This window comes from Bacillus sp. LBA3-1-1.1, from assembly GCF_040676495.1.
In the GTDB taxonomy this organism is placed as follows: domain Bacteria; phylum Bacillota; class Bacilli; order Bacillales; family Bacillaceae_G; genus Bacillus_A; species Bacillus_A nitratireducens.
This window is the reverse complement of sequence record NZ_JBEGIB010000012.1, coordinates 408,366-425,429: the sequence shown is the minus strand read 5'-3', so window position 1 is coordinate 425,429 and position 17,064 is coordinate 408,366. Positions and strand designations below refer to the sequence as shown.

The following is a 17,064-nucleotide window of genomic DNA, read 5'->3' as shown; positions in this document are numbered from 1 at the left end:
TGGAAAGCCTTTTCTCTATACGAATAGTATATAAAATACTTCTTCTTAGTATGCTTTTGTGTAACCTAATAGGTGCTTACTCCAGTAAGAGTTACTTACAGAGCTAATGCGTACGCCAGTTGCGTCAGTTTCTGCACTGATGAACTGTCCATTACCTAAGTAAACGCCCATGTGAGAAGGACCTGATTTATAAGTATTTTGGAAGTATACTAAATCACCTGGTTGTGGACTGTTAGTCTTTGTTTTAGAGCTCCAGTATCCAGCAACTGTTTGACGAGCGCCTTTATGACCAGTTTGATTTAATACGTAGTGAATGAATCCACTGCAGTCAAAACCAGCAGGTGTTGTACCAGCAGTTCTGTATGGTGAACCATTTAAAGATCTAGCGAATCCAGCGATTGAAGATGTATCTCCACCTGTTGGTGCTGTTGGTTTTTGTACTTGGTTCGTACCTTGGTTCGTACCTTGGTTACCACCAGTAACTACATTGTTCACTCCGCCTTTTACAAACTTAACAAAGTCTGCACTTACGTAACCAGTGCGGCCATTATGATTAATTTTATACCAACCATTTTCAGCGCCAGTAACGTTTAATACTGTACCATTTGTTACCCCACCAATTACAGGGTTATATGTAGCTGGACCTGTACGTACTTTTAAAGCACCTGTGTTAACAACATATGATCCACCAGTTTGAACTGTAGTAGTATTGTTGTTATTTGTAGTTGGTTGCTGAGTTTGGTTAGATACAGCTGAACCACCTTTTGTTACGAAGTCTTTACTTACGTATCCAGTTCCACCATTGAAGTTAATTTTAAACCAATCTTGAACTTCACCTACAACTTGAACTGTTTTTCCTTTATTTACAGAACCTAAAACAGTATGAGATGCACTTGGGCCTGTACGTACGTTTAGTGAAGAAACGTTTACTGTGTAAGTACCTGTTCCTTGCTGAACAGTAGTAGTAGTTCCTTTATTGCCACCAGTTGTTACGAAGTCCCCACTTACATAACCTGTTTGACCGTTTACACTAACTTTGAACCAACCGTTTTCTTGTCCAATTACTTGAAGTACTTGACCTGATTTCACTTTAGAAATAACGTTATGTCCTGTACCAGCACCTGAACGTACATTTAATACATCAGCTGTTACTGTGTATTTTAATTCAGAAGTTGTTTCTACCGTTTTTGTTTCAGTTACAGTCGTTTGAGTTTGAGTTTGTCCATTAATTTCTTTTAGCGCATCATTTGAAACTTGTGCATGAGCAGAATCCATTCCAGGAACTGCTACACCTACTACAGATGCTGCTGCTAAACCTGCGATTACTTTTTTCATAAGTTGTCTTTACTTCCTTTCCCTACTATCCTCTTGAGAAAAACTATAAACTTAGTACTTTACAATATTATCAAAGTAAAATATTCATCCAGTTCCATTTTTTAGCAAGAGTTTTATTTTTCACACGTCGTTTATTTTAAACGATTTAAGTGAATTTCGTGTGAACTTCATGTGAACTTTACCATTAAACAGTGTGTTTTTGCAACGATTTTTTCAAATTTCTTATGTATTACATCAAAATTTAAAATTTTATACGTTATTTCAATATAGATTTTACACTTTCTATCTAATATTGAAATTCCATTAATCTAATACATAGACACACTATATTTTTCTAGAAAGTTTTTTTCATGAGGCACACTCTTATCATGACAAAAAAACCCTTATTTATCAATAGTATAATATTTTAAGAAAATGAATTCTCAATACTATGTATGATTTTAAACAAATTGATGATTTGTAAGATTTCACACACAAAAATTTCATCCGACTTGAGAGCACTCCCATTCTAAAAATACAATTGATTATTTTTTCTCTTCTAAATATGGAATTATTAGGGTTTTATTGATAGAATATGTATAATCACATACAAAGAGGAGTTGCATTTGTGGAAAAAATAATAGACGATCACATAACTAAAAATATCGAAATTTACTATACACTGACTCACTTATTATCATTTGCAACATTCAAAAAAGTCCACACTATTGAAACAAAGAAAAATGAATTAAAAGAACAGATGAAAACAATTCAGTATACAAACTCCTACCATGTATAAAAAGGTGAACAGATTATATCTCTGTTCACCTTTTTATTTTATTTGTAAATTTTCACACGAGTTTCTAATGGCTGATATTCTTTATCTCCTGCCGAAACTACCGGTTTACCAAATGGCATTTGCGCAGTTAACTTCCAGTTTTCAGGTACATCCCATTCTTTTTTTACTTCTTCATCAATCAACGGATTATAATGCTGCAATGTAGCACCAAAACCTTCAATCTCTAACGCTGTCCAAATCGCAAATTGCAACATTCCAGAAGATTGCTGAGACCATGTAGGAAAATTATCTTTGTATAGTGCAAAGTTCTCTTGCAAACTTTCTACTACTTTACTATCTTCAAAATACAAAACTGTCCCATAGCCACTTTTAAATGCATTCATTTTCTCTTCCGTAGGTGCAAAATTATTTTCAGGTACAATTTTTCGTAACGTTTCTTTCGTAACATTCCATAATTTGTCGTGTTGTTCACCTAGTAATACAACAACTCTTGCACTTTGAGAATTAAAAGCCGAAGGTGTATGTTTCACAGCATGATAAATCACTTCTTGAATTCTTTCATCAGAAACTACTTGCTCTTTACTAATCGCGTAAATAGATCTTCTGTCTTCAATTGCTGAGTAAAAATCTTTTGCCATCACAATTCCCTCCAATTTTTTTTGAGGCAGTATCATATGTATGAAGCATATAATGCCTCCTAAACTTATTAATAATAAGTTCTTAACTTAATAATATCAACAAACAAAAACAAACTCAAATGATATCACTTAAGTTTTTACTCCCAATACGTCAAAGAATAAAAAAACAGTCTATTGTCACCAACATCAAGGTTCAATAAACTGTCTACTTTATTTTATAACAATCTCATTTACTTCTTTCTTCACCTAATTAAGCAATTGAAATGCATAGGACATTAATTTATTTGTTTCTGTAAAACGTTTTGTTTTACTTTTTGTCCCCATAACAACTGTAATAATGCGATTATCGCCTTGTTTTGCAGTACCTGTAAAACAATACCCTGCGCTATCTGTAAACCCTGTTTTTAAACCGTCTATTCCTTCTATATATAAAGCTTTATTATTTTTGTTTAACATCTCATTTGTGTTTGTAACATTAATATTATTAAATGCTAACCGACTTTGACGTAAGTGAGTCACTTCTAATATCTCTGGGTAGTCTTTTATAAGATGATACGCTAATTTCGCTACGTCAGCTGCTGTCATTTTTGTTTCACTTCCGTCGGGCTCCTGCAATCCGGAAGCATTTGCAAATTTAGCTTTATCTGACATTTCTAGCTGCTGGGCTTTTTCATTCATAAGTTGAACAAAGTTTTTTTCTGTCTTAGCTACATGTTCTGCTAAAGCGACTGCCGAATTATTAGCCGATTCAATCATTAACGCATGATATAAGTCCTTAACAGTTAATGTATCATTTACTTGCATTGGGATTTTTGCACCCTCTGTTTGTGCAGATTTTGCACTTATTTTCACTGGATCTTCCCAGTGGACTTTCCCATTATGTATACTCTCTAAAACGAGATATGCTGTCATCATTTTTGACATACTAGCAGGGGCAACAGCTTCATTTTCATTATTTTGATAAATAACTTCTCCATTACTCGCATCGATAATAATAGCTGCTTTTGCATCAATTTCTGGTGGTATGTATTTTGGTGGAACTACTTTTTCAGATAGCCCTGTTTTAGGTAGCTCTGCCACTTGTAAAGGCTGAGTATCTATATTTGTTTCACTCTTTTGAACTCCTTGGAAAAAGAACCAACATATACCCAGAATTACTACTAATAGGATTGTTAATCCTCCCCATTTTAACCGCTTCATTCTAAAACTCCTTTAGCAAACCTTTTATACACTCATGTTTAACCATAACAACAATTACTTTATATCGTCAAGGTAAAAAGCATATTTATTCATCTACAACAATTATTATTTCAATCCCTTTCTCTTTTTTATATGTGTTACACTAAGAATAATGAAATATAAGAATATTCAATAACAATCAACTCGACAACACCATATAATAGAAAGGATTAATACAAATGATACTTCCAAAAGCATTAAAATATGGCGATACAATTGGCATCTACTCTCCCTCTTCACCAGTAACCTATACTTCTCCAAAGAGATTTGAACGAGCAAAATTATACTTACAAAAGAAAGGATTTCGTATATTAGAAGGCTCACTAACAGGTCAATATGATTATTATCGTTCAGGAAGCATTAAAGATCGTACTGAGGAACTAAATGACTTGATTAGAAACCCTAACGTTTCTTGTATCATGGCAACAATTGGGGGAATGAATTCAAATTCATTATTACCTTATATTGACTATGATTCTTTTCAAAAAAACCCAAAAATAATGATTGGCTATTCAGATGCAACAGCGTTATTACTAGGAATTTATGCAAAAACAGGAATTCCTACATTTTACGGTCCAGCACTCGTTCCTTCTTTTGGTGAATTTGAGCCTTTCGTAGATTGCACGTACAAATATTTTGCGGATACTGTATTAACTGATCAACACCTTCCTTACAACATAAACCAGCCGTTATTTTGGTCAGATGAATTTATTAATTGGGAAGAAAAAACGAAAGAAAAAGAACTTCGACCGAACAATTGGATTTCAGTGATCGGTGGAAAAGCTACTGGACGTATTATTGGTGGGAATTTAAACACTATACAAGGTATTTTTGGTAGCCCTTATATGCCACATATTCAAGAAGGTGACATTCTCTTTATTGAAGATAGCTCAAAAGATGCATCTACTATCGAAAGAAGTTTTTCATTACTTAAAATTAACGGCGTTTTTGATAAAGTTTCAGGTATCATCCTTGGAAAACATGAGCAATTCGATGATTGTGGTACAAATCGAAAACCTTACGAAATACTATTAGAAGTATTACAAGATGAAAAAATTCCTTTTCTAGCCGATTTTGATTGTTGTCATACTCATCCAATGATTACTTTACCAATAGGTATTCAAGTAGAAATGGATGCAACAAATAAAACGATACAAATTATAGAACAGTGGAAAATCTAACACTACTACCTCTATTTCAACTCTATAGTTACGTATGGACTTCTATTGTTTTACATTAAAAGACATGATACTATATATTTTGGAATGTGAAGGAATAAACAAAAATCATTTCAATATGCCTTCTGTATAATAAGAAGCTATTGATTATATACATCGAGTTTACATATGTGTATATAAATGTAAAAGAGAGTGAATATATGAAACCAACTATTAAAAACTATGTATTTTTACATGTGGCCTTCTTGATATATTCTATCATTATGGTTTACATGAAATGGGCAGCTCAATTCCCTATTACATCAATTTCATTTTTTATTGCTTACTTTGGACTTGTTGTACTTTTATTCGGATATGCAATTCTATGGCAACAAGTCATTAAGAATTTTGAAATTTCTAAAGCATATTCACACCGCGGAATTATAATACTGTGGTCTATGCTATGGTCAGTATTCCTATTCGGAGATAAGATACATTGGAATCACATACTTGGTGCAGCTATTATTATCGTCGGGATTGTGGTGGTGACAAAAGATGAATAGTTATATGTTATTATTTATTTTCGGGATAATTTTAGCCAATTACTCACAAATATTATTAAAAAAGGCTACTTTACAACAATACGATTCTAGAATAAAAGAATATGTGAATCCTTATGTTATCATCGGCTACTTTTTATTTGTAATTAATGCCGGATTAAATGTGATCGCCTTAAAGGGCTTGGCATTAAAGCAAGCATCTGCATTAGAATCATTGAGTTATATCATTATATTAATCTTCGGTTGGTACTTCCTAGGGGAGAAAATAACGAAACGAAAAGTCATTGGCAATATTATTATTGTCATTGGTGTAATCGTCTATTGTATACAATAACAAAAAGATCCGTTTATGATAAACGGATCTTTTTGTTATTGCCCTAAGTTTTGAACCTTATCTTTCAAATCACGAACTTGTTCTATCGTCTGCATAAGCTCAGAGTCTTTAAACTGCTCTACATTTATTTTTCCTTCTTCTATTTTTTGCATAGATGTATCAATTAATGTATTTAACTTTTCATTATATCCGACGATTTGCTGGTGAAGATCCTTCGCTACATCCGGTGGTGTTAATTCATTAAAAGCTGGTATATCTTGTTTAATTTCAGTAAGTTTCGTTTCTAGTTCTTTTCGAGCTTCTCCATCATTAACAGCCTTTTCAGCTAATGCTGGTGCTTCATTTGCAAATGCACTTATTTCATTTACATAGTCTGTCGCTTTTTGAGCATAATCTATAGAGTTCTTCCCTTCCTCTACTAGCGAACATCCCATCAAACCAATTGAAACTACAATTGAAAGTAGCATTGTTTTTGTAAACTTCATTTTGACCTCCTAAATAATTAACATACTTTTATTCATTTATAAACACTTTATTTTCTTCTTATACACCTTATCACATCATATCTTATTATTTAATCTTTCTCTAATACATTCTAGAGAAATCATTATTATCCTGTTCAACATGTACCTCAAAAATATCTTCATTTAAATATAAAAACAGACATACTTATTTTTAAATACATCTGTTTTTGGGAGCTCATCATTCAGTTATTCCGATTAATTTAGGCTAATAATTAGTATGGAGATACCCCACTAATTAAAGTTTCTCTTTATACTCTTACATGTCCTATGATCGTTACAATATCTATTTCTATATGTACACTAATAATATCTTCTATAATGTCCGTATACCCTTGGCCTAAAGGTGTTCCGTAATGTAATATAATCCCCTTTTTTTCATAAACTGACTTCGGTACAGTAAAAATAAATTTCCTTATATTCCGTTCATCAGCAGGCTCCATAATTAACACAATGCCATCCTCTTCAAACATATAATCACGCCTTCCAACAATCCTTTCACTATGGCTCAGTATTGCCTTGAAAGGCTAGGTTTTAAACACCCTTTCTAACAATATATAACCATTCCATGTTCAACTAGCTTATACGTCCTATATGATTTGACCACAAATATAAAAAAACACAAACCTTGAACTGTCAAGAATTTGTGTTTTTTTCATTTTAAAGTTTCACTTTATCGAGCTCATAAAGGCTACGATATTTCTCATTTTCTTTCAGTAACTGTTCATGGCTACCTTGCATAGCGATTTGACCACTATCAAGGAAAATAACTTCATCTACATGTTCAATTCCTACAAGGTGATGTGTAATCCAGAGAACAGTCTTTTCTTCTGTTGCAGAAAACATTGTTTCTATTAAGGCTAATTCCGTTTTAGGATCTAAACCGATAGTCGGTTCATCAAGTACAATAATCGGTGTTTCTTGCATAAGAGTTCTTGCAAATGCTACCCTTTGCCTTTCTCCGCCAGAAAACCTCTTTCCCATTTCATGCATTTTTGTTCGTAATCCATCAGGAAGAGATGCAATATATGAAGCTAGCTGCGCTTTCTCTAAAGCTTTCCATATCTCTTCATCATTAGCCTCTGGTTTACCGATTCGCACATTATTTCCAATTGACGTATCGAACAAATGCGGTTTTTGATTTAATACAGAAATATATTCGGATAAAAGATTCGTATGCGCTTGTTCACCATTCAATAAAACTTGGCCATTTACCGGACTTAACGCCCCTGTTAACAATTTTAGTAAAGTAGATTTCCCTGTCCCACTTCTACCTAAAATAGCAATTTTCTTTCCTGCTTTTATTTGTAACGATATATCTTTTAATACGGTCTCGTTACTATCCGGGTAACTATACGATATATGATTCAGTTCAATATCTACATGTTTTGGTGCAACGTAATCCTTAGCTCCATGTAAATCCATTTCATCATGTAAAACACTATCACTTTCTACACCATTAAGACGATGAGCAGATTCTACATACGATGGGATTCGATCGATGGCATCTGAAATAGGAATAAGCGCATTCGTTACAGATAAAGTCATTAATACGAAGGCCGCGATAACTGTAGGTGCAATTTGTTCACTTGCCGCTTCATTCCCAGTCCATATAATCATTGAAATAACTACAATCCCTACTACTAAATGAATGAGACTGTCTCGAATATGATACCAGCGTTTCAATCTCTTCTCTGTTTTTAACAATTGATCATTTTGCTCTACATACGCATTAATAAATTCATTTTTTCTACCACTCGCCTGCCAATCAGATAACCCAAATACTGCATCTGTCAATTGTTGATACAAACGATTTCTTCCTTGCTTCAAAGCGATATGATGTTGTTTCATTAAAAGCAGTGATACAAACGGAAGAAGAAAAACGATAATAGCTAACATACAGCCTGCAATGAGTGCAAACACTACGTCAAATGCACCAATAACAACCACAAATATGCTATATACAACTAATGCTAATATGCTAGGAAATATTGTACGTAAATATAGGTTTTGCAAATGCTCTATATCTTCGGATAATACGCCTAACATATCGCCCGTTTGAAATCGTGAACGGAAAAATAACGCCTGTGGTTCTACTATTCTATATAGTTTCGTTCTCATCTTTTCTAATATGCGTAGTACGACATCGTGTCCAACTAAACGCTCTAAATAATGAAATACCACTTGTCCTATACTAAACGCACGTGTTGCAACAATAGGAACATATACAGCCATTACATTTTCTGGTCTGAGAGCAGATTTAGAAATTAAATAACCTGAAATAAAAAGTAACATCGCACCCGAACTAACTCCAAGAAGCCCAAGGAAAATAGTCAAAGTCATTCTACCTTTATTTTGCTGTATATAAGGCTTAATCCAGTTACTCATCGCTCTCCCCTCTCTTCGCTATGAAAATGTAATGTCTCATTCGTTAAAAGTTCTTCATATGTTCCGCTTTCTATAATTTTCCCTTTATTTAAAATAAGAATATGATCCATTTGCTTCATCCAATGTAGACGATGTGTTGCAAGAAACACTAACTTACCTTCAAACAGACGTAACATCGATTGCTTTATTTCAAATTCAGTTTCAATATCAAGATGTGCTGTAGGTTCATCTAATAAAATGATTGGCTTTTTACTTAAAAGTGCACGTGCCATAGCGACACGTTGTTCTTGTCCGCCGCTAAGCATACGTCCACCTTCTCCAATTATTTCATACATCCCATTTGGTAATGATGCAACGAGCGAACGAAGACCTACTTCATTAATAACTCTCTCAACTTCTTCATCAGTTGTATTTGTTTCATAGAAACAAATATTATCTTTTAATGAAAGCGGAAAAATATATGGTTGCTGCGGAATATAAGCAATATTCTTTTGCCAATCTTCACGAGTAGATCCGTCAATTTCAACACCATTTACTAACATCTTCCCAGCCGAAGGAGATAAAAATCCTGCTAATACATCGATTAACGTTGATTTCCCTGCCCCACTTTCACCAATAACGCCTATAGCACCGTTACCTTGCCAAGTAAAATCAATTCCCTCTAATATAGCCTTTTCAGATTCATCATTATTTACTTTTACATCTTGTAATTTCAAGCTACTAGAGGCGTTCCATACTATATCTACATTTGAATCTTTCATTTCTATTCCTTTTTGTTTCTGTAAAATCTCTTCTATTTGCTCTATCGCAAGTTGTCCATCTAATGTAGCATGATAATTCGCTCCAACTTGTTTTATCGGCAGAAAATATTCCGGAGCTAAAATTAAAATCGTAAGTGCTGGCAATAGTATTATCGTTCCATCTATTAACCGTATCCCTAATCCGACTGCTACAAATGCAATTGATAAACTCGTAAAGAAATCTAATGCAAAAGAAGAAAGAAAAGCAACTCGCAAAGTACGCATCGTTGCTTTTCTATATCGTTTACTTACTTTTTCAATCTTTCCTTCATGCTGTTTACTTTTCCCTAAATACTTTAATGTTTCTAACCCTTTTAATGTATCTACAAAATGATTAGAAAGTACACGATATGTTTCATATTGGCTATCCGCCATTTTCTGCGCTGCTAATCCTAAAAGGATCATAAATATAATCACAATAGGAATCGTTACAACTAAAATGATTCCTGACTTAATGTCCAGTGTAAAAACATATAGAACAATTAGTCCTGGTACGATACTACTTCTAATCATTTTAGGAATTGTCAATTCAATATATGTTTTGAATTTCTCTATGCCTTCAATCGATAAAGTAACCAAATGACCAGTTCCATTCGTTTGGACAAATCTCGGCCCTAATGTAAAATATGCTTCTATTAGTTGTTTACGTAATGCGAATCCTGTTTTTTCAGCGAAACGCTCAACCAATATTTGCGATGTTCGCACCAACATTTGGCGTACTGCAAACGTAATCCCAAAATAAACAGTTTCATTTAGCACAGCTTGCACTGTTTCTCCATGAAATAAAAATGTAATTGCTCGTGCTAAAAACACTGTCTGTGCAATAATACTACACGCCTCTAAAATGCTAATAAAGGTTAACGTTACATATAAAACTCGGCTACCAGGATACGACGGAAGTCCTCTTTTTCTTTTCATTAGTACTCCAAATCTTTGTCCGACTTAACAGGTTGTCTAAATACATAGAAACTCCATATTTGACTACCGATAACAAACGGTAAAATAGCAAGAGAAAAATAGCTCATCAGTTTTAATGCATAAGGTCCTGATGCCGCATTATAAATTGTCAAATCATTCACCGCTCCTAATGAGCTAATCATGACACGCGGGAACATACCAATGAACACACTTGCACTTAGCAAAATGATTGTTAAACTCGTCATAAAGAAAGCCCAACCATCTCTTCTTCTTTTATTTAATAAAGTAGAAACAAATAGCGCTACAAAAGCTCCGATCGGAACCATTAGCCACTCTGAACCATGTGCGGTGAAAATATCTGTTTTCCATAACCCTACACCTGCAAAAACAAGAAGTGTTATTAATGCAAAAGGTGCAATCTTTGTTGCGGCAATACGTGCGCGTTCTCGTAATGTTCCTGTTGTACGTATAGTAAGAAATTGCAAACCATGAACAATACATAGAAGAAGAAACATAACTCCTCCAAGTAACGCAAATGGGTGAAGTAATTTCATGAATCCGCCTACCATATTTTTACTTTCATCAATTGGTACACCTACCATGAAGTTTGCAATTGCAACTCCCCAAAGTATGGGAGGTAGCAAACTTCCAATAAACATGCCCCAATCCCAGAAACTCTTCCATTTATGATTTTCTATTTTCGCACGGAATTTAAAGGAAACACCTCTTATAATTAATGCAAGAAGCATAAACACAAACGGAATATAGAACCCACTAAATAAAGTTGCATACCAGTGCGGAAATGCCGCAAACATAGCACCACCAGCACAAACAAGCCATACTTCATTTGCGTGCCAAAACGGTCCAATTGTATTTAAATATATACGCTTTTCGAAATCGTTCTTTCCTAAAAACCTTGAAACTATTCCTACACCAAAATCGAAACCTTCAAGTACGAAGAATCCAACGAATAAGGTTGAAATAATTAGAAACCATAACTCATTAAGAGATAACATACTCTTCCTCCTTATCAAATGGATCATGGCTTTGATAATCCTTTTTCACTTTCTTATTCGCATGTCCTTTAATGATACGAACGAATAAGTAAACAGTAATGCCTCCAATAATTACATATAGTGATGTGAATGAAACAAGGGAGAATAATACTTCTCCAAATGTAACGTTTGGAGATACTGCATCTTCTGTTTTCATAACACCAAAGACAACCCAAGGCTGACGTCCCATTTCAGTCATAATCCAACCTACTGTATTTCCGATAAACGGTAGTGCAATTGCATATACCATTAATTTTAAATACCAAGTTTTTTCAGCTAAACGATCTTTTCTTGATAAGAACCAGCCGTACGCTCCTAGAAGAAGCATAAATGTTCCACTCATTACCATCGCTCTAAAACTCCAGAACATAGTATGTACTGGCGGAATATAATCTCCAGGTCCATATTTTTCTTCATATTGTTTTTGAATTTGATTCATCCCTTCAACTTGACCGCTAAATTTATCATATGACAATAGACTTAACATATAAGGAATTTGAATTTCAAACGAATTTTCTTTCTTCTCTGTATCAATTTTCGCAAACACTGTAAATGGCGCTGGATCCTCACTCGTATTCCATAACGCTTCAGCTGCCGCCATTTTCATCGGATGCGTCTTAATTAAATTTTGAGCTTGTGCATGACCGAAAAATAATACAAGAGCTGTTGTAATTGTTCCAACAACGATAGAAACTCGGAAAGACTTCTTAAACACCTCAGTCTCTTGTTGTTTTGCAATTTTCCATGCACTAACACCAGCAATAAAGAACGCGCCTGTTGCAAGTGCCGCTGTAATTGTATGCGGGAATTGCACCCATAACTGTGGATTTTGAATAATCGCTAAGAAATCATTCATCTGCGCACGTCCATCTGCAGCCATTTCATATCCTACAGGGGACTGCATAAATGCACTTGCAGTTAAAATCCAAAATGCTGATAACATTGTTCCTATTGAGAGGAGCCAAATACATAAAAGGTGAACTCGCTTCGGAAGTTTATCCTCACCGAATACCCATAAACCTAGGAATGTAGACTCAATGAAAAATGCTAATAAACCTTCAATTGCCAGTGACGGTCCGAAAACATCACCAACAAAACGTGAATATGTTGACCAGTTCATACCAAACTGAAATTCTTGTAAAATACCTGTTACAACACCTACTGCAAAGTTAACAAGGAATATTTGTGTCCAAAACTTTGTCATCTTCTTATAAACTTCTTGTCCCTTTACCACATACAACGTTTGCATTAACGCAATGATAAAAGCTAAACCAATGGATAGCGGAACGAAAAAGTAATGAAAAATCGTTGTAGATGCAAATTGTATTCGTGCCAATTCGAGCGTTTCCATGCTAAATTCACTTCCTTCATAATTTTTTATATCGTAATATCGATTGAATTCACTTCATAACGAACAATTCAATCATTTGGAAATACAAAAAGATAAATTCGTTTATGTACTTTCTGAAAATATAGATTGTCAGTTTTTTAGATAATTACAAAAGAACTTTCTTCATACGATTTACCTTTTCACTATTTCAGTAGTGTTTTATTCGTTAATCGAATTGTATAATATACTTACATAATAAATTCAGGTGATTTTTGACGTATTATTGACAGGATTTTGTCTGAAATATGTCTTTTGTAATTTTTTTGAATTAGATTTCTCACATTTTAAAAACTTGTTTTTCAAACATACAACGGACTCTTATATCAATTATAATTAGGTTTTTCTCTTCATACACTTGACTTTCCTCTTAAAAAATGTCCTCGAATCAAACCTGAAAATACGCTACATTTTTGTCAAGAGAAAAATGTATTTCCAAAATTCAAATTAAGAATATTGTTATTCACAAATAGAAAAATCCTTTCCTTTTTTTAGATTAAAAGTTCATTTTTTCGTCATTTTTTGAAACTGAATTAACATAAAAAATACCGAGAATCAGCTAGACTCCCGGTATTCTTCAATTATTTTGCTATGTGCTTTCTAACAGCCGGCATAATTTCAGTTGCAATTAATTCGATGTTTTTCTCAATCTTATCAATTGGTACACCGCCAAAATCAATCTGCGCCATAAAACGTTGCTGCCCAAATAATTCATATTGGTAAAGCATTTTTTCAATAATTTGTTGCGGGCTACCAATCATTAACGCGTCACGATAATCTACTGCATTAGTAAATTGTTGTTTTGGATACCCACCACCACGTAGTGCAAGCATACCAGCATGGATATGAGGATAATATTCACTAAGTGCATCTTGTGAATTTTCTGCTGTATAAAATAAACTTGTTGTAGCAATCGGTAATGTTGCTGGATCAAAACCACTTTGTTCAGCAGCTTCACGATATGCATCCACCGAAACTTTAAAATTAATAGCTGGGCCACCAAGTGTCGTAAGCATCATTGGTACACCTGCGTGTCCTGCTTTAATTGCACTAGCAGGTGGCCCCCCAACAGCACGCCAAATTGGCATATTGTTATTTTTAGCTCTCGGTATAATTGTCGCATGTTCAAGCGGCGTTCTAAACTGCCCTTTCCATGTTACACTTTCTTCTTTATTTATTTTTAATAAAAGATCCATCTTCTCTTCAAATAGTTCTTCATAATAATTTACATCGTAACCCAGTAAACTATATCCCCCAATACGAGATCCACGACCAGCAACGATTTCCGCACGACCATTAGAAATTAAATCGATTGTAGCAAAATCCTCATATACACGAACCGGATCTGATGTGCTTAATACTGTTGCAGAACTCGCGATTTTAATGTTTTTCGTAGCTTGTGCAATAGCTCCTAAAATAACTGTATGAGCTTGCGTTGTAAAATGCGCTTGATGACTTTCACCGACAGCAAACACATCAAGTCCAGCTTCATCTGCTAACTTAGCTGTTTCAATTAGTTCATGAATTCTTTTTTCTGCACTTATTTTCGAACCATTATGCGGATTTAAAATGTGATCTCCAATTGAATATAATCCAAATTCAATTCCTTTACTTGTATCAATACGGTATTTTTTCCATAGTTGTCCTCTCCCTTTTAATCAAGTTGAATTAATTTCTCCTCAATCTCTTTTCTTCTCTCTTCTAAAAATGGTGGTAAATCTAGCTCTTTTCCTAATTCAGCAACTGCTGAATCTACAGTAAATCCTGGTCCATCCGTCGCAATCTCAAATAAAATTCCATTTGACTCACGGAAATATAAACTTTTAAAATAAAAGCGATCAATAATCCCTGTTGATTGGAACCCTTTATCTTTCACAGCTTCATTCCAGTAACTCAGTTCTTCATCATTTTTTACACGAATAGCTAAATGATGAATACTTCCTTTACCAGGTCTTTCACTCTCTCCCTCTTGCTGTTTCACCAAAATTTCTCCAAAAGATTGACCAGCAATAGATTGATAAATCCCCTCATCGTCCGAACGAGATACTTCTTTGTAACCAAACAAATCTGTTAATGTTTTTGATAATTTATTTAAACTGCGCACTTTCATTTCAACTGTTCCCATACCTAAAATACGATGATTCTGCTCTACAGAAGAGTCATCCCATGCAGTCCAATATTCAGGCACCTCTTCACCGTTATTATTTAGTAGCACTAACCGTAGGCCATCTGGATCTTCAAAGTGCAGTGCGTCTCGGCTGGCGTAAGTTGTAATTTCTCCATGCGCCACTTGAAGCGACTCAAAACGTTTCTTCCAAAATGTAAGGCTTTCTATTGAAGGTACGAGCAAACCTATTTGCGTTATTGCATTTGTGCCACGGATTGTTCTTCCTACATTCGGCATTTCAAAAAATGATAATTCAGTTCCGGCACTCCCTGTTAAATCGCCATAGAACAAATGATACATAAATGGATTATCTTGATTGACTGTCTTTTTCACTCGGCGTAATCCTAAAACATCTCGATAAAAATTATTATTCGTTTTCGCATTTTTAGTCACCATAGAAATGTGGTGATGTCCTGGAATTGTATACATAAAACTTCCTCCTCTTTATCACTTGATTAGTCAATTGATTGAGTAAAAAAAATTACTCATTCGGTAATTCTTTTTTTTCACTATGCTTATGAACTTTTGTCATCAACTCGTATAGTATTTTCTGCTCTTCTTCATTTAATACATCATCAAAAAATGATGATTGAAATGCAAGTTGCTCTGGCAATGCTCTTTCTAAAGCCTCTTCCCCTTGCTCTGTAAGACTAATTGTTTTCGTTTTCCAATCTTGTTTTCGTATAATATATCCTTCTTTTTCAAGACGTGTTAACATTCGAGAAATACCGCCTTGTGTAACGGTAACCTTTTCTGCTAACTCCATTTGTGTTAATGGCTGATAAGTCCGTATTTGCAAAAGCACATCAAATTGAGCTGTCGTTAAATCAAAACGTTTTAAAAACTCATTTGACATTTGATTACTTTGGTTCGTAAATCGTATTAGGCGTAACCATATTAACGATCCTATCGTATTTTCACGCATTTTTCATCACTTCCTAGCGTTGATCTTACTATCACTTTACCACTCAAGTGATAGTAATGCAAGTAGAAATATGTTAAAAATACCTCCCAAAATCATTATTCTTAACTTTCCATTTCATTCATTGCTATATTTAAAGCTGCCACAGCTTTTGGCCAACCAACGTAAAAAGCCATATGTGTTATTCATGCAACTAATTCATTCTCCATCATCCCACTTTGTTTAGCTAGCTTCAGATGAACTGGTAATTGTTCTGTATTACCAAGACTGATTAGTGCCGACAATGTACATAAGCTTCTTTCTCTTAATGTTAAAGCGGCATCCCGCCACACTTCCTCAAATAATATCTCTTCACTATAATGAGAAAATACAGGTGCTATTTCTCTCATTTTCTTTGGAATATAAAATTCAATTGGTTCATTCATCATTTTGCTCCCTTCATTTTTACCAATTGTGCCATCCCTTGACCAAATGACCAGTTTTCAGCAGCTGTCTCATATAATGTAATAAAAATGTCAGTAGCTTTTACGTTGGAACATTCCGCAATTTCGAAGGATATAGATTGATACAAACCTTTTTTCTGTTGTACTGTTCTTCCAGGTCCACATGTAATAGAAACATGAATCATATTCTCAGTTCTCATTTCTCCTCTTTCCAACAAATAATATGGATTATACAAAAATTGATTTCGTTGATAAGGTAAAAACATTTGAAAACAATCATTTTCAGGGATGTTAAAATGTTCAATTAATGAAAGATGGATACATTCACCTATCTTTTTCAACTCTTCTTTATTTAATATATTTTCATGATAATAAACGTTCACAAAAGGCATACATTTTCATTCCTTTTTCTTAATTTAGCA

At 34.2% G+C, this 17,064-nt stretch carries 16 protein-coding genes and 1 pseudogene; 3 read left to right on the top strand and 14 right to left on the bottom strand.

Features of this window, described 5'->3' with window-relative positions; translation table 11 throughout:
- Nucleotides 1-45: 45 nt before the first annotated feature.
- The 3 genes from entFM to MRBLBA3_RS13130 form a co-directional block, all read right to left on the bottom strand.
- A complete protein-coding gene (gene entFM, locus MRBLBA3_RS13140; RefSeq protein ID WP_060752144.1) occupies nucleotides 46-1,335 on the bottom strand; it encodes an enterotoxin EntFM in 1,290 nt (429 codons plus the stop codon).
- Nucleotides 1,336-2,151: 816 nt separating this feature from the next.
- Nucleotides 2,152-2,751, bottom strand: a complete 600-nt coding sequence (locus MRBLBA3_RS13135; RefSeq protein WP_002141347.1) for a nitroreductase family protein — start codon at nucleotides 2,749-2,751, stop codon at nucleotides 2,152-2,154.
- A gap of 246 nt (nucleotides 2,752-2,997) precedes the next feature.
- The gene (locus MRBLBA3_RS13130) at nucleotides 2,998-3,951 is read right to left on the bottom strand and encodes a D-alanyl-D-alanine carboxypeptidase family protein (RefSeq protein WP_328023044.1); all 954 of its coding nucleotides are present in this window, start codon (nucleotides 3,949-3,951) and stop codon (nucleotides 2,998-3,000) included.
- A 218-nt stretch (nucleotides 3,952-4,169) separates the two neighbouring features.
- Here MRBLBA3_RS13130 and MRBLBA3_RS13125 point away from each other — a divergent pair, with 218 nt between their 5' ends.
- From MRBLBA3_RS13125 to MRBLBA3_RS13115, 3 genes are all read left to right on the top strand, one after another.
- Complete coding sequence (locus tag MRBLBA3_RS13125) at nucleotides 4,170-5,171, top strand: S66 family peptidase (protein WP_363381574.1); 1,002 nt, start codon at nucleotides 4,170-4,172, stop codon at nucleotides 5,169-5,171.
- 197 nt (nucleotides 5,172-5,368) lie between these two features.
- Nucleotides 5,369-5,710 carry an EamA family transporter gene (locus MRBLBA3_RS13120; protein WP_328023042.1) on the top strand — a complete coding sequence of 114 codons (342 nt, stop codon included), beginning with the start codon at nucleotides 5,369-5,371 and terminating at the stop codon, nucleotides 5,708-5,710.
- Nucleotides 5,703-6,041, top strand: a complete 339-nt coding sequence (locus MRBLBA3_RS13115; RefSeq protein WP_001089866.1) for an EamA family transporter — start codon at nucleotides 5,703-5,705, stop codon at nucleotides 6,039-6,041. Before MRBLBA3_RS13120 ends, MRBLBA3_RS13115 begins: the two co-directional genes overlap by 8 nt.
- 35 nt (nucleotides 6,042-6,076) lie before the next feature.
- Here the strand turns inward: MRBLBA3_RS13115 and MRBLBA3_RS13110 are convergent, their stop codons facing one another.
- The 11 genes and pseudogenes from MRBLBA3_RS13110 to MRBLBA3_RS13060 all read right to left on the bottom strand — a co-directional run bounded on the left by MRBLBA3_RS13110 (nucleotide 6,077) and on the right by MRBLBA3_RS13060 (nucleotide 17,034).
- Entirely contained in the window at nucleotides 6,077-6,526 is a 450-nt protein-coding gene (locus MRBLBA3_RS13110) for a DUF6376 family protein (protein ID WP_097809154.1), read from the bottom strand.
- A gap of 287 nt (nucleotides 6,527-6,813) precedes the next feature.
- On the bottom strand, nucleotides 6,814-7,035 hold the full coding sequence (locus MRBLBA3_RS13105) for a hypothetical protein (protein ID WP_000461287.1): 222 nt from the start codon (nucleotides 7,033-7,035) through the stop codon (nucleotides 6,814-6,816).
- Between the two features lie 187 nt (nucleotides 7,036-7,222).
- The gene (cydC, locus tag MRBLBA3_RS13100; protein ID WP_363381571.1) at nucleotides 7,223-8,950 is read right to left on the bottom strand and encodes a thiol reductant ABC exporter subunit CydC; all 1,728 of its coding nucleotides are present in this window, start codon (nucleotides 8,948-8,950) and stop codon (nucleotides 7,223-7,225) included.
- A complete protein-coding gene (gene cydD, locus MRBLBA3_RS13095; RefSeq protein ID WP_212090340.1) occupies nucleotides 8,947-10,668 on the bottom strand; it encodes a thiol reductant ABC exporter subunit CydD in 1,722 nt (573 codons plus the stop codon). Before cydD ends, cydC begins: the two co-directional genes overlap by 4 nt.
- Nucleotides 10,668-11,684, bottom strand: coding sequence for a cytochrome d ubiquinol oxidase subunit II (gene cydB / locus MRBLBA3_RS13090; protein ID WP_212090336.1), 1,017 nt, complete (start codon nucleotides 11,682-11,684; stop codon nucleotides 10,668-10,670). Before cydB ends, cydD begins: the two co-directional genes overlap by 1 nt.
- Nucleotides 11,671-13,074 (bottom strand): cytochrome ubiquinol oxidase subunit I, encoded by a 1,404-nt coding sequence (gene cydA / locus MRBLBA3_RS13085; RefSeq protein WP_363381568.1) that lies wholly within the window; start codon nucleotides 13,072-13,074, stop codon nucleotides 11,671-11,673. The genes cydB and cydA overlap by 14 nt, the downstream gene beginning before the upstream one ends.
- 617 nt (nucleotides 13,075-13,691) lie before the next feature.
- The gene (locus tag MRBLBA3_RS13080) at nucleotides 13,692-14,732 is read right to left on the bottom strand and encodes an LLM class flavin-dependent oxidoreductase (RefSeq protein ID WP_363381671.1); all 1,041 of its coding nucleotides are present in this window, start codon (nucleotides 14,730-14,732) and stop codon (nucleotides 13,692-13,694) included.
- 32 nt (nucleotides 14,733-14,764) lie between these two features.
- The gene (locus tag MRBLBA3_RS13075) at nucleotides 14,765-15,706 is read right to left on the bottom strand and encodes a ring-cleaving dioxygenase (RefSeq protein ID WP_212090330.1); all 942 of its coding nucleotides are present in this window, start codon (nucleotides 15,704-15,706) and stop codon (nucleotides 14,765-14,767) included.
- 52 nt (nucleotides 15,707-15,758) lie between these two features.
- Complete coding sequence (locus MRBLBA3_RS13070) at nucleotides 15,759-16,202, bottom strand: MarR family winged helix-turn-helix transcriptional regulator (RefSeq protein ID WP_001208967.1); 444 nt, start codon at nucleotides 16,200-16,202, stop codon at nucleotides 15,759-15,761.
- A gap of 101 nt (nucleotides 16,203-16,303) precedes the next feature.
- Nucleotides 16,304-16,627, bottom strand: a pseudogene (locus MRBLBA3_RS13065) (carboxymuconolactone decarboxylase family protein).
- The gene (locus tag MRBLBA3_RS13060) at nucleotides 16,624-17,034 is read right to left on the bottom strand and encodes a tautomerase family protein (RefSeq protein WP_001117252.1); all 411 of its coding nucleotides are present in this window, start codon (nucleotides 17,032-17,034) and stop codon (nucleotides 16,624-16,626) included. Before MRBLBA3_RS13060 ends, MRBLBA3_RS13065 begins: the two are co-directional and overlap by 4 nt.
- Nucleotides 17,035-17,064: the final 30 nt, after the last annotated feature.

Excerpts from the sequence above, each read along its gene's own strand:
- cydC (WP_363381571.1), bottom strand. The coding sequence starts at position 8,950 with ATGAGTAACTGGATTAAGCCTTATATACAGCAAAATAAAGGTAGAATG.
- MRBLBA3_RS13130 (WP_328023044.1), bottom strand. The coding sequence starts at position 3,951 with ATGAAGCGGTTAAAATGGGGAGGATTAACAATCCTATTAGTAGTAATT.
- entFM (WP_060752144.1), bottom strand. The coding sequence starts at position 1,335 with ATGAAAAAAGTAATCGCAGGTTTAGCAGCAGCATCTGTAGTAGGTGTA.
- MRBLBA3_RS13135 (WP_002141347.1), bottom strand. The coding sequence starts at position 2,751 with ATGGCAAAAGATTTTTACTCAGCAATTGAAGACAGAAGATCTATTTAC.
- MRBLBA3_RS13125 (WP_363381574.1), top strand. The coding sequence starts at position 4,170 with ATGATACTTCCAAAAGCATTAAAATATGGCGATACAATTGGCATCTAC.
- MRBLBA3_RS13110 (WP_097809154.1), bottom strand. The coding sequence starts at position 6,526 with ATGAAGTTTACAAAAACAATGCTACTTTCAATTGTAGTTTCAATTGGT.
- MRBLBA3_RS13070 (WP_001208967.1), bottom strand. The coding sequence starts at position 16,202 with ATGCGTGAAAATACGATAGGATCGTTAATATGGTTACGCCTAATACGA.
- cydD (WP_212090340.1), bottom strand. The coding sequence starts at position 10,668 with ATGAAAAGAAAAAGAGGACTTCCGTCGTATCCTGGTAGCCGAGTTTTA.
- MRBLBA3_RS13115 (WP_001089866.1), top strand. The coding sequence starts at position 5,703 with ATGAATAGTTATATGTTATTATTTATTTTCGGGATAATTTTAGCCAAT.
- MRBLBA3_RS13060 (WP_001117252.1), bottom strand. The coding sequence starts at position 17,034 with ATGCCTTTTGTGAACGTTTATTATCATGAAAATATATTAAATAAAGAA.
- MRBLBA3_RS13120 (WP_328023042.1), top strand. The coding sequence starts at position 5,369 with ATGAAACCAACTATTAAAAACTATGTATTTTTACATGTGGCCTTCTTG.
- MRBLBA3_RS13105 (WP_000461287.1), bottom strand. The coding sequence starts at position 7,035 with ATGTTTGAAGAGGATGGCATTGTGTTAATTATGGAGCCTGCTGATGAA.
- MRBLBA3_RS13075 (WP_212090330.1), bottom strand. The coding sequence starts at position 15,706 with ATGTATACAATTCCAGGACATCACCACATTTCTATGGTGACTAAAAAT.
- cydB (WP_212090336.1), bottom strand. The coding sequence starts at position 11,684 with ATGTTATCTCTTAATGAGTTATGGTTTCTAATTATTTCAACCTTATTC.
- cydA (WP_363381568.1), bottom strand. The coding sequence starts at position 13,074 with ATGGAAACGCTCGAATTGGCACGAATACAATTTGCATCTACAACGATT.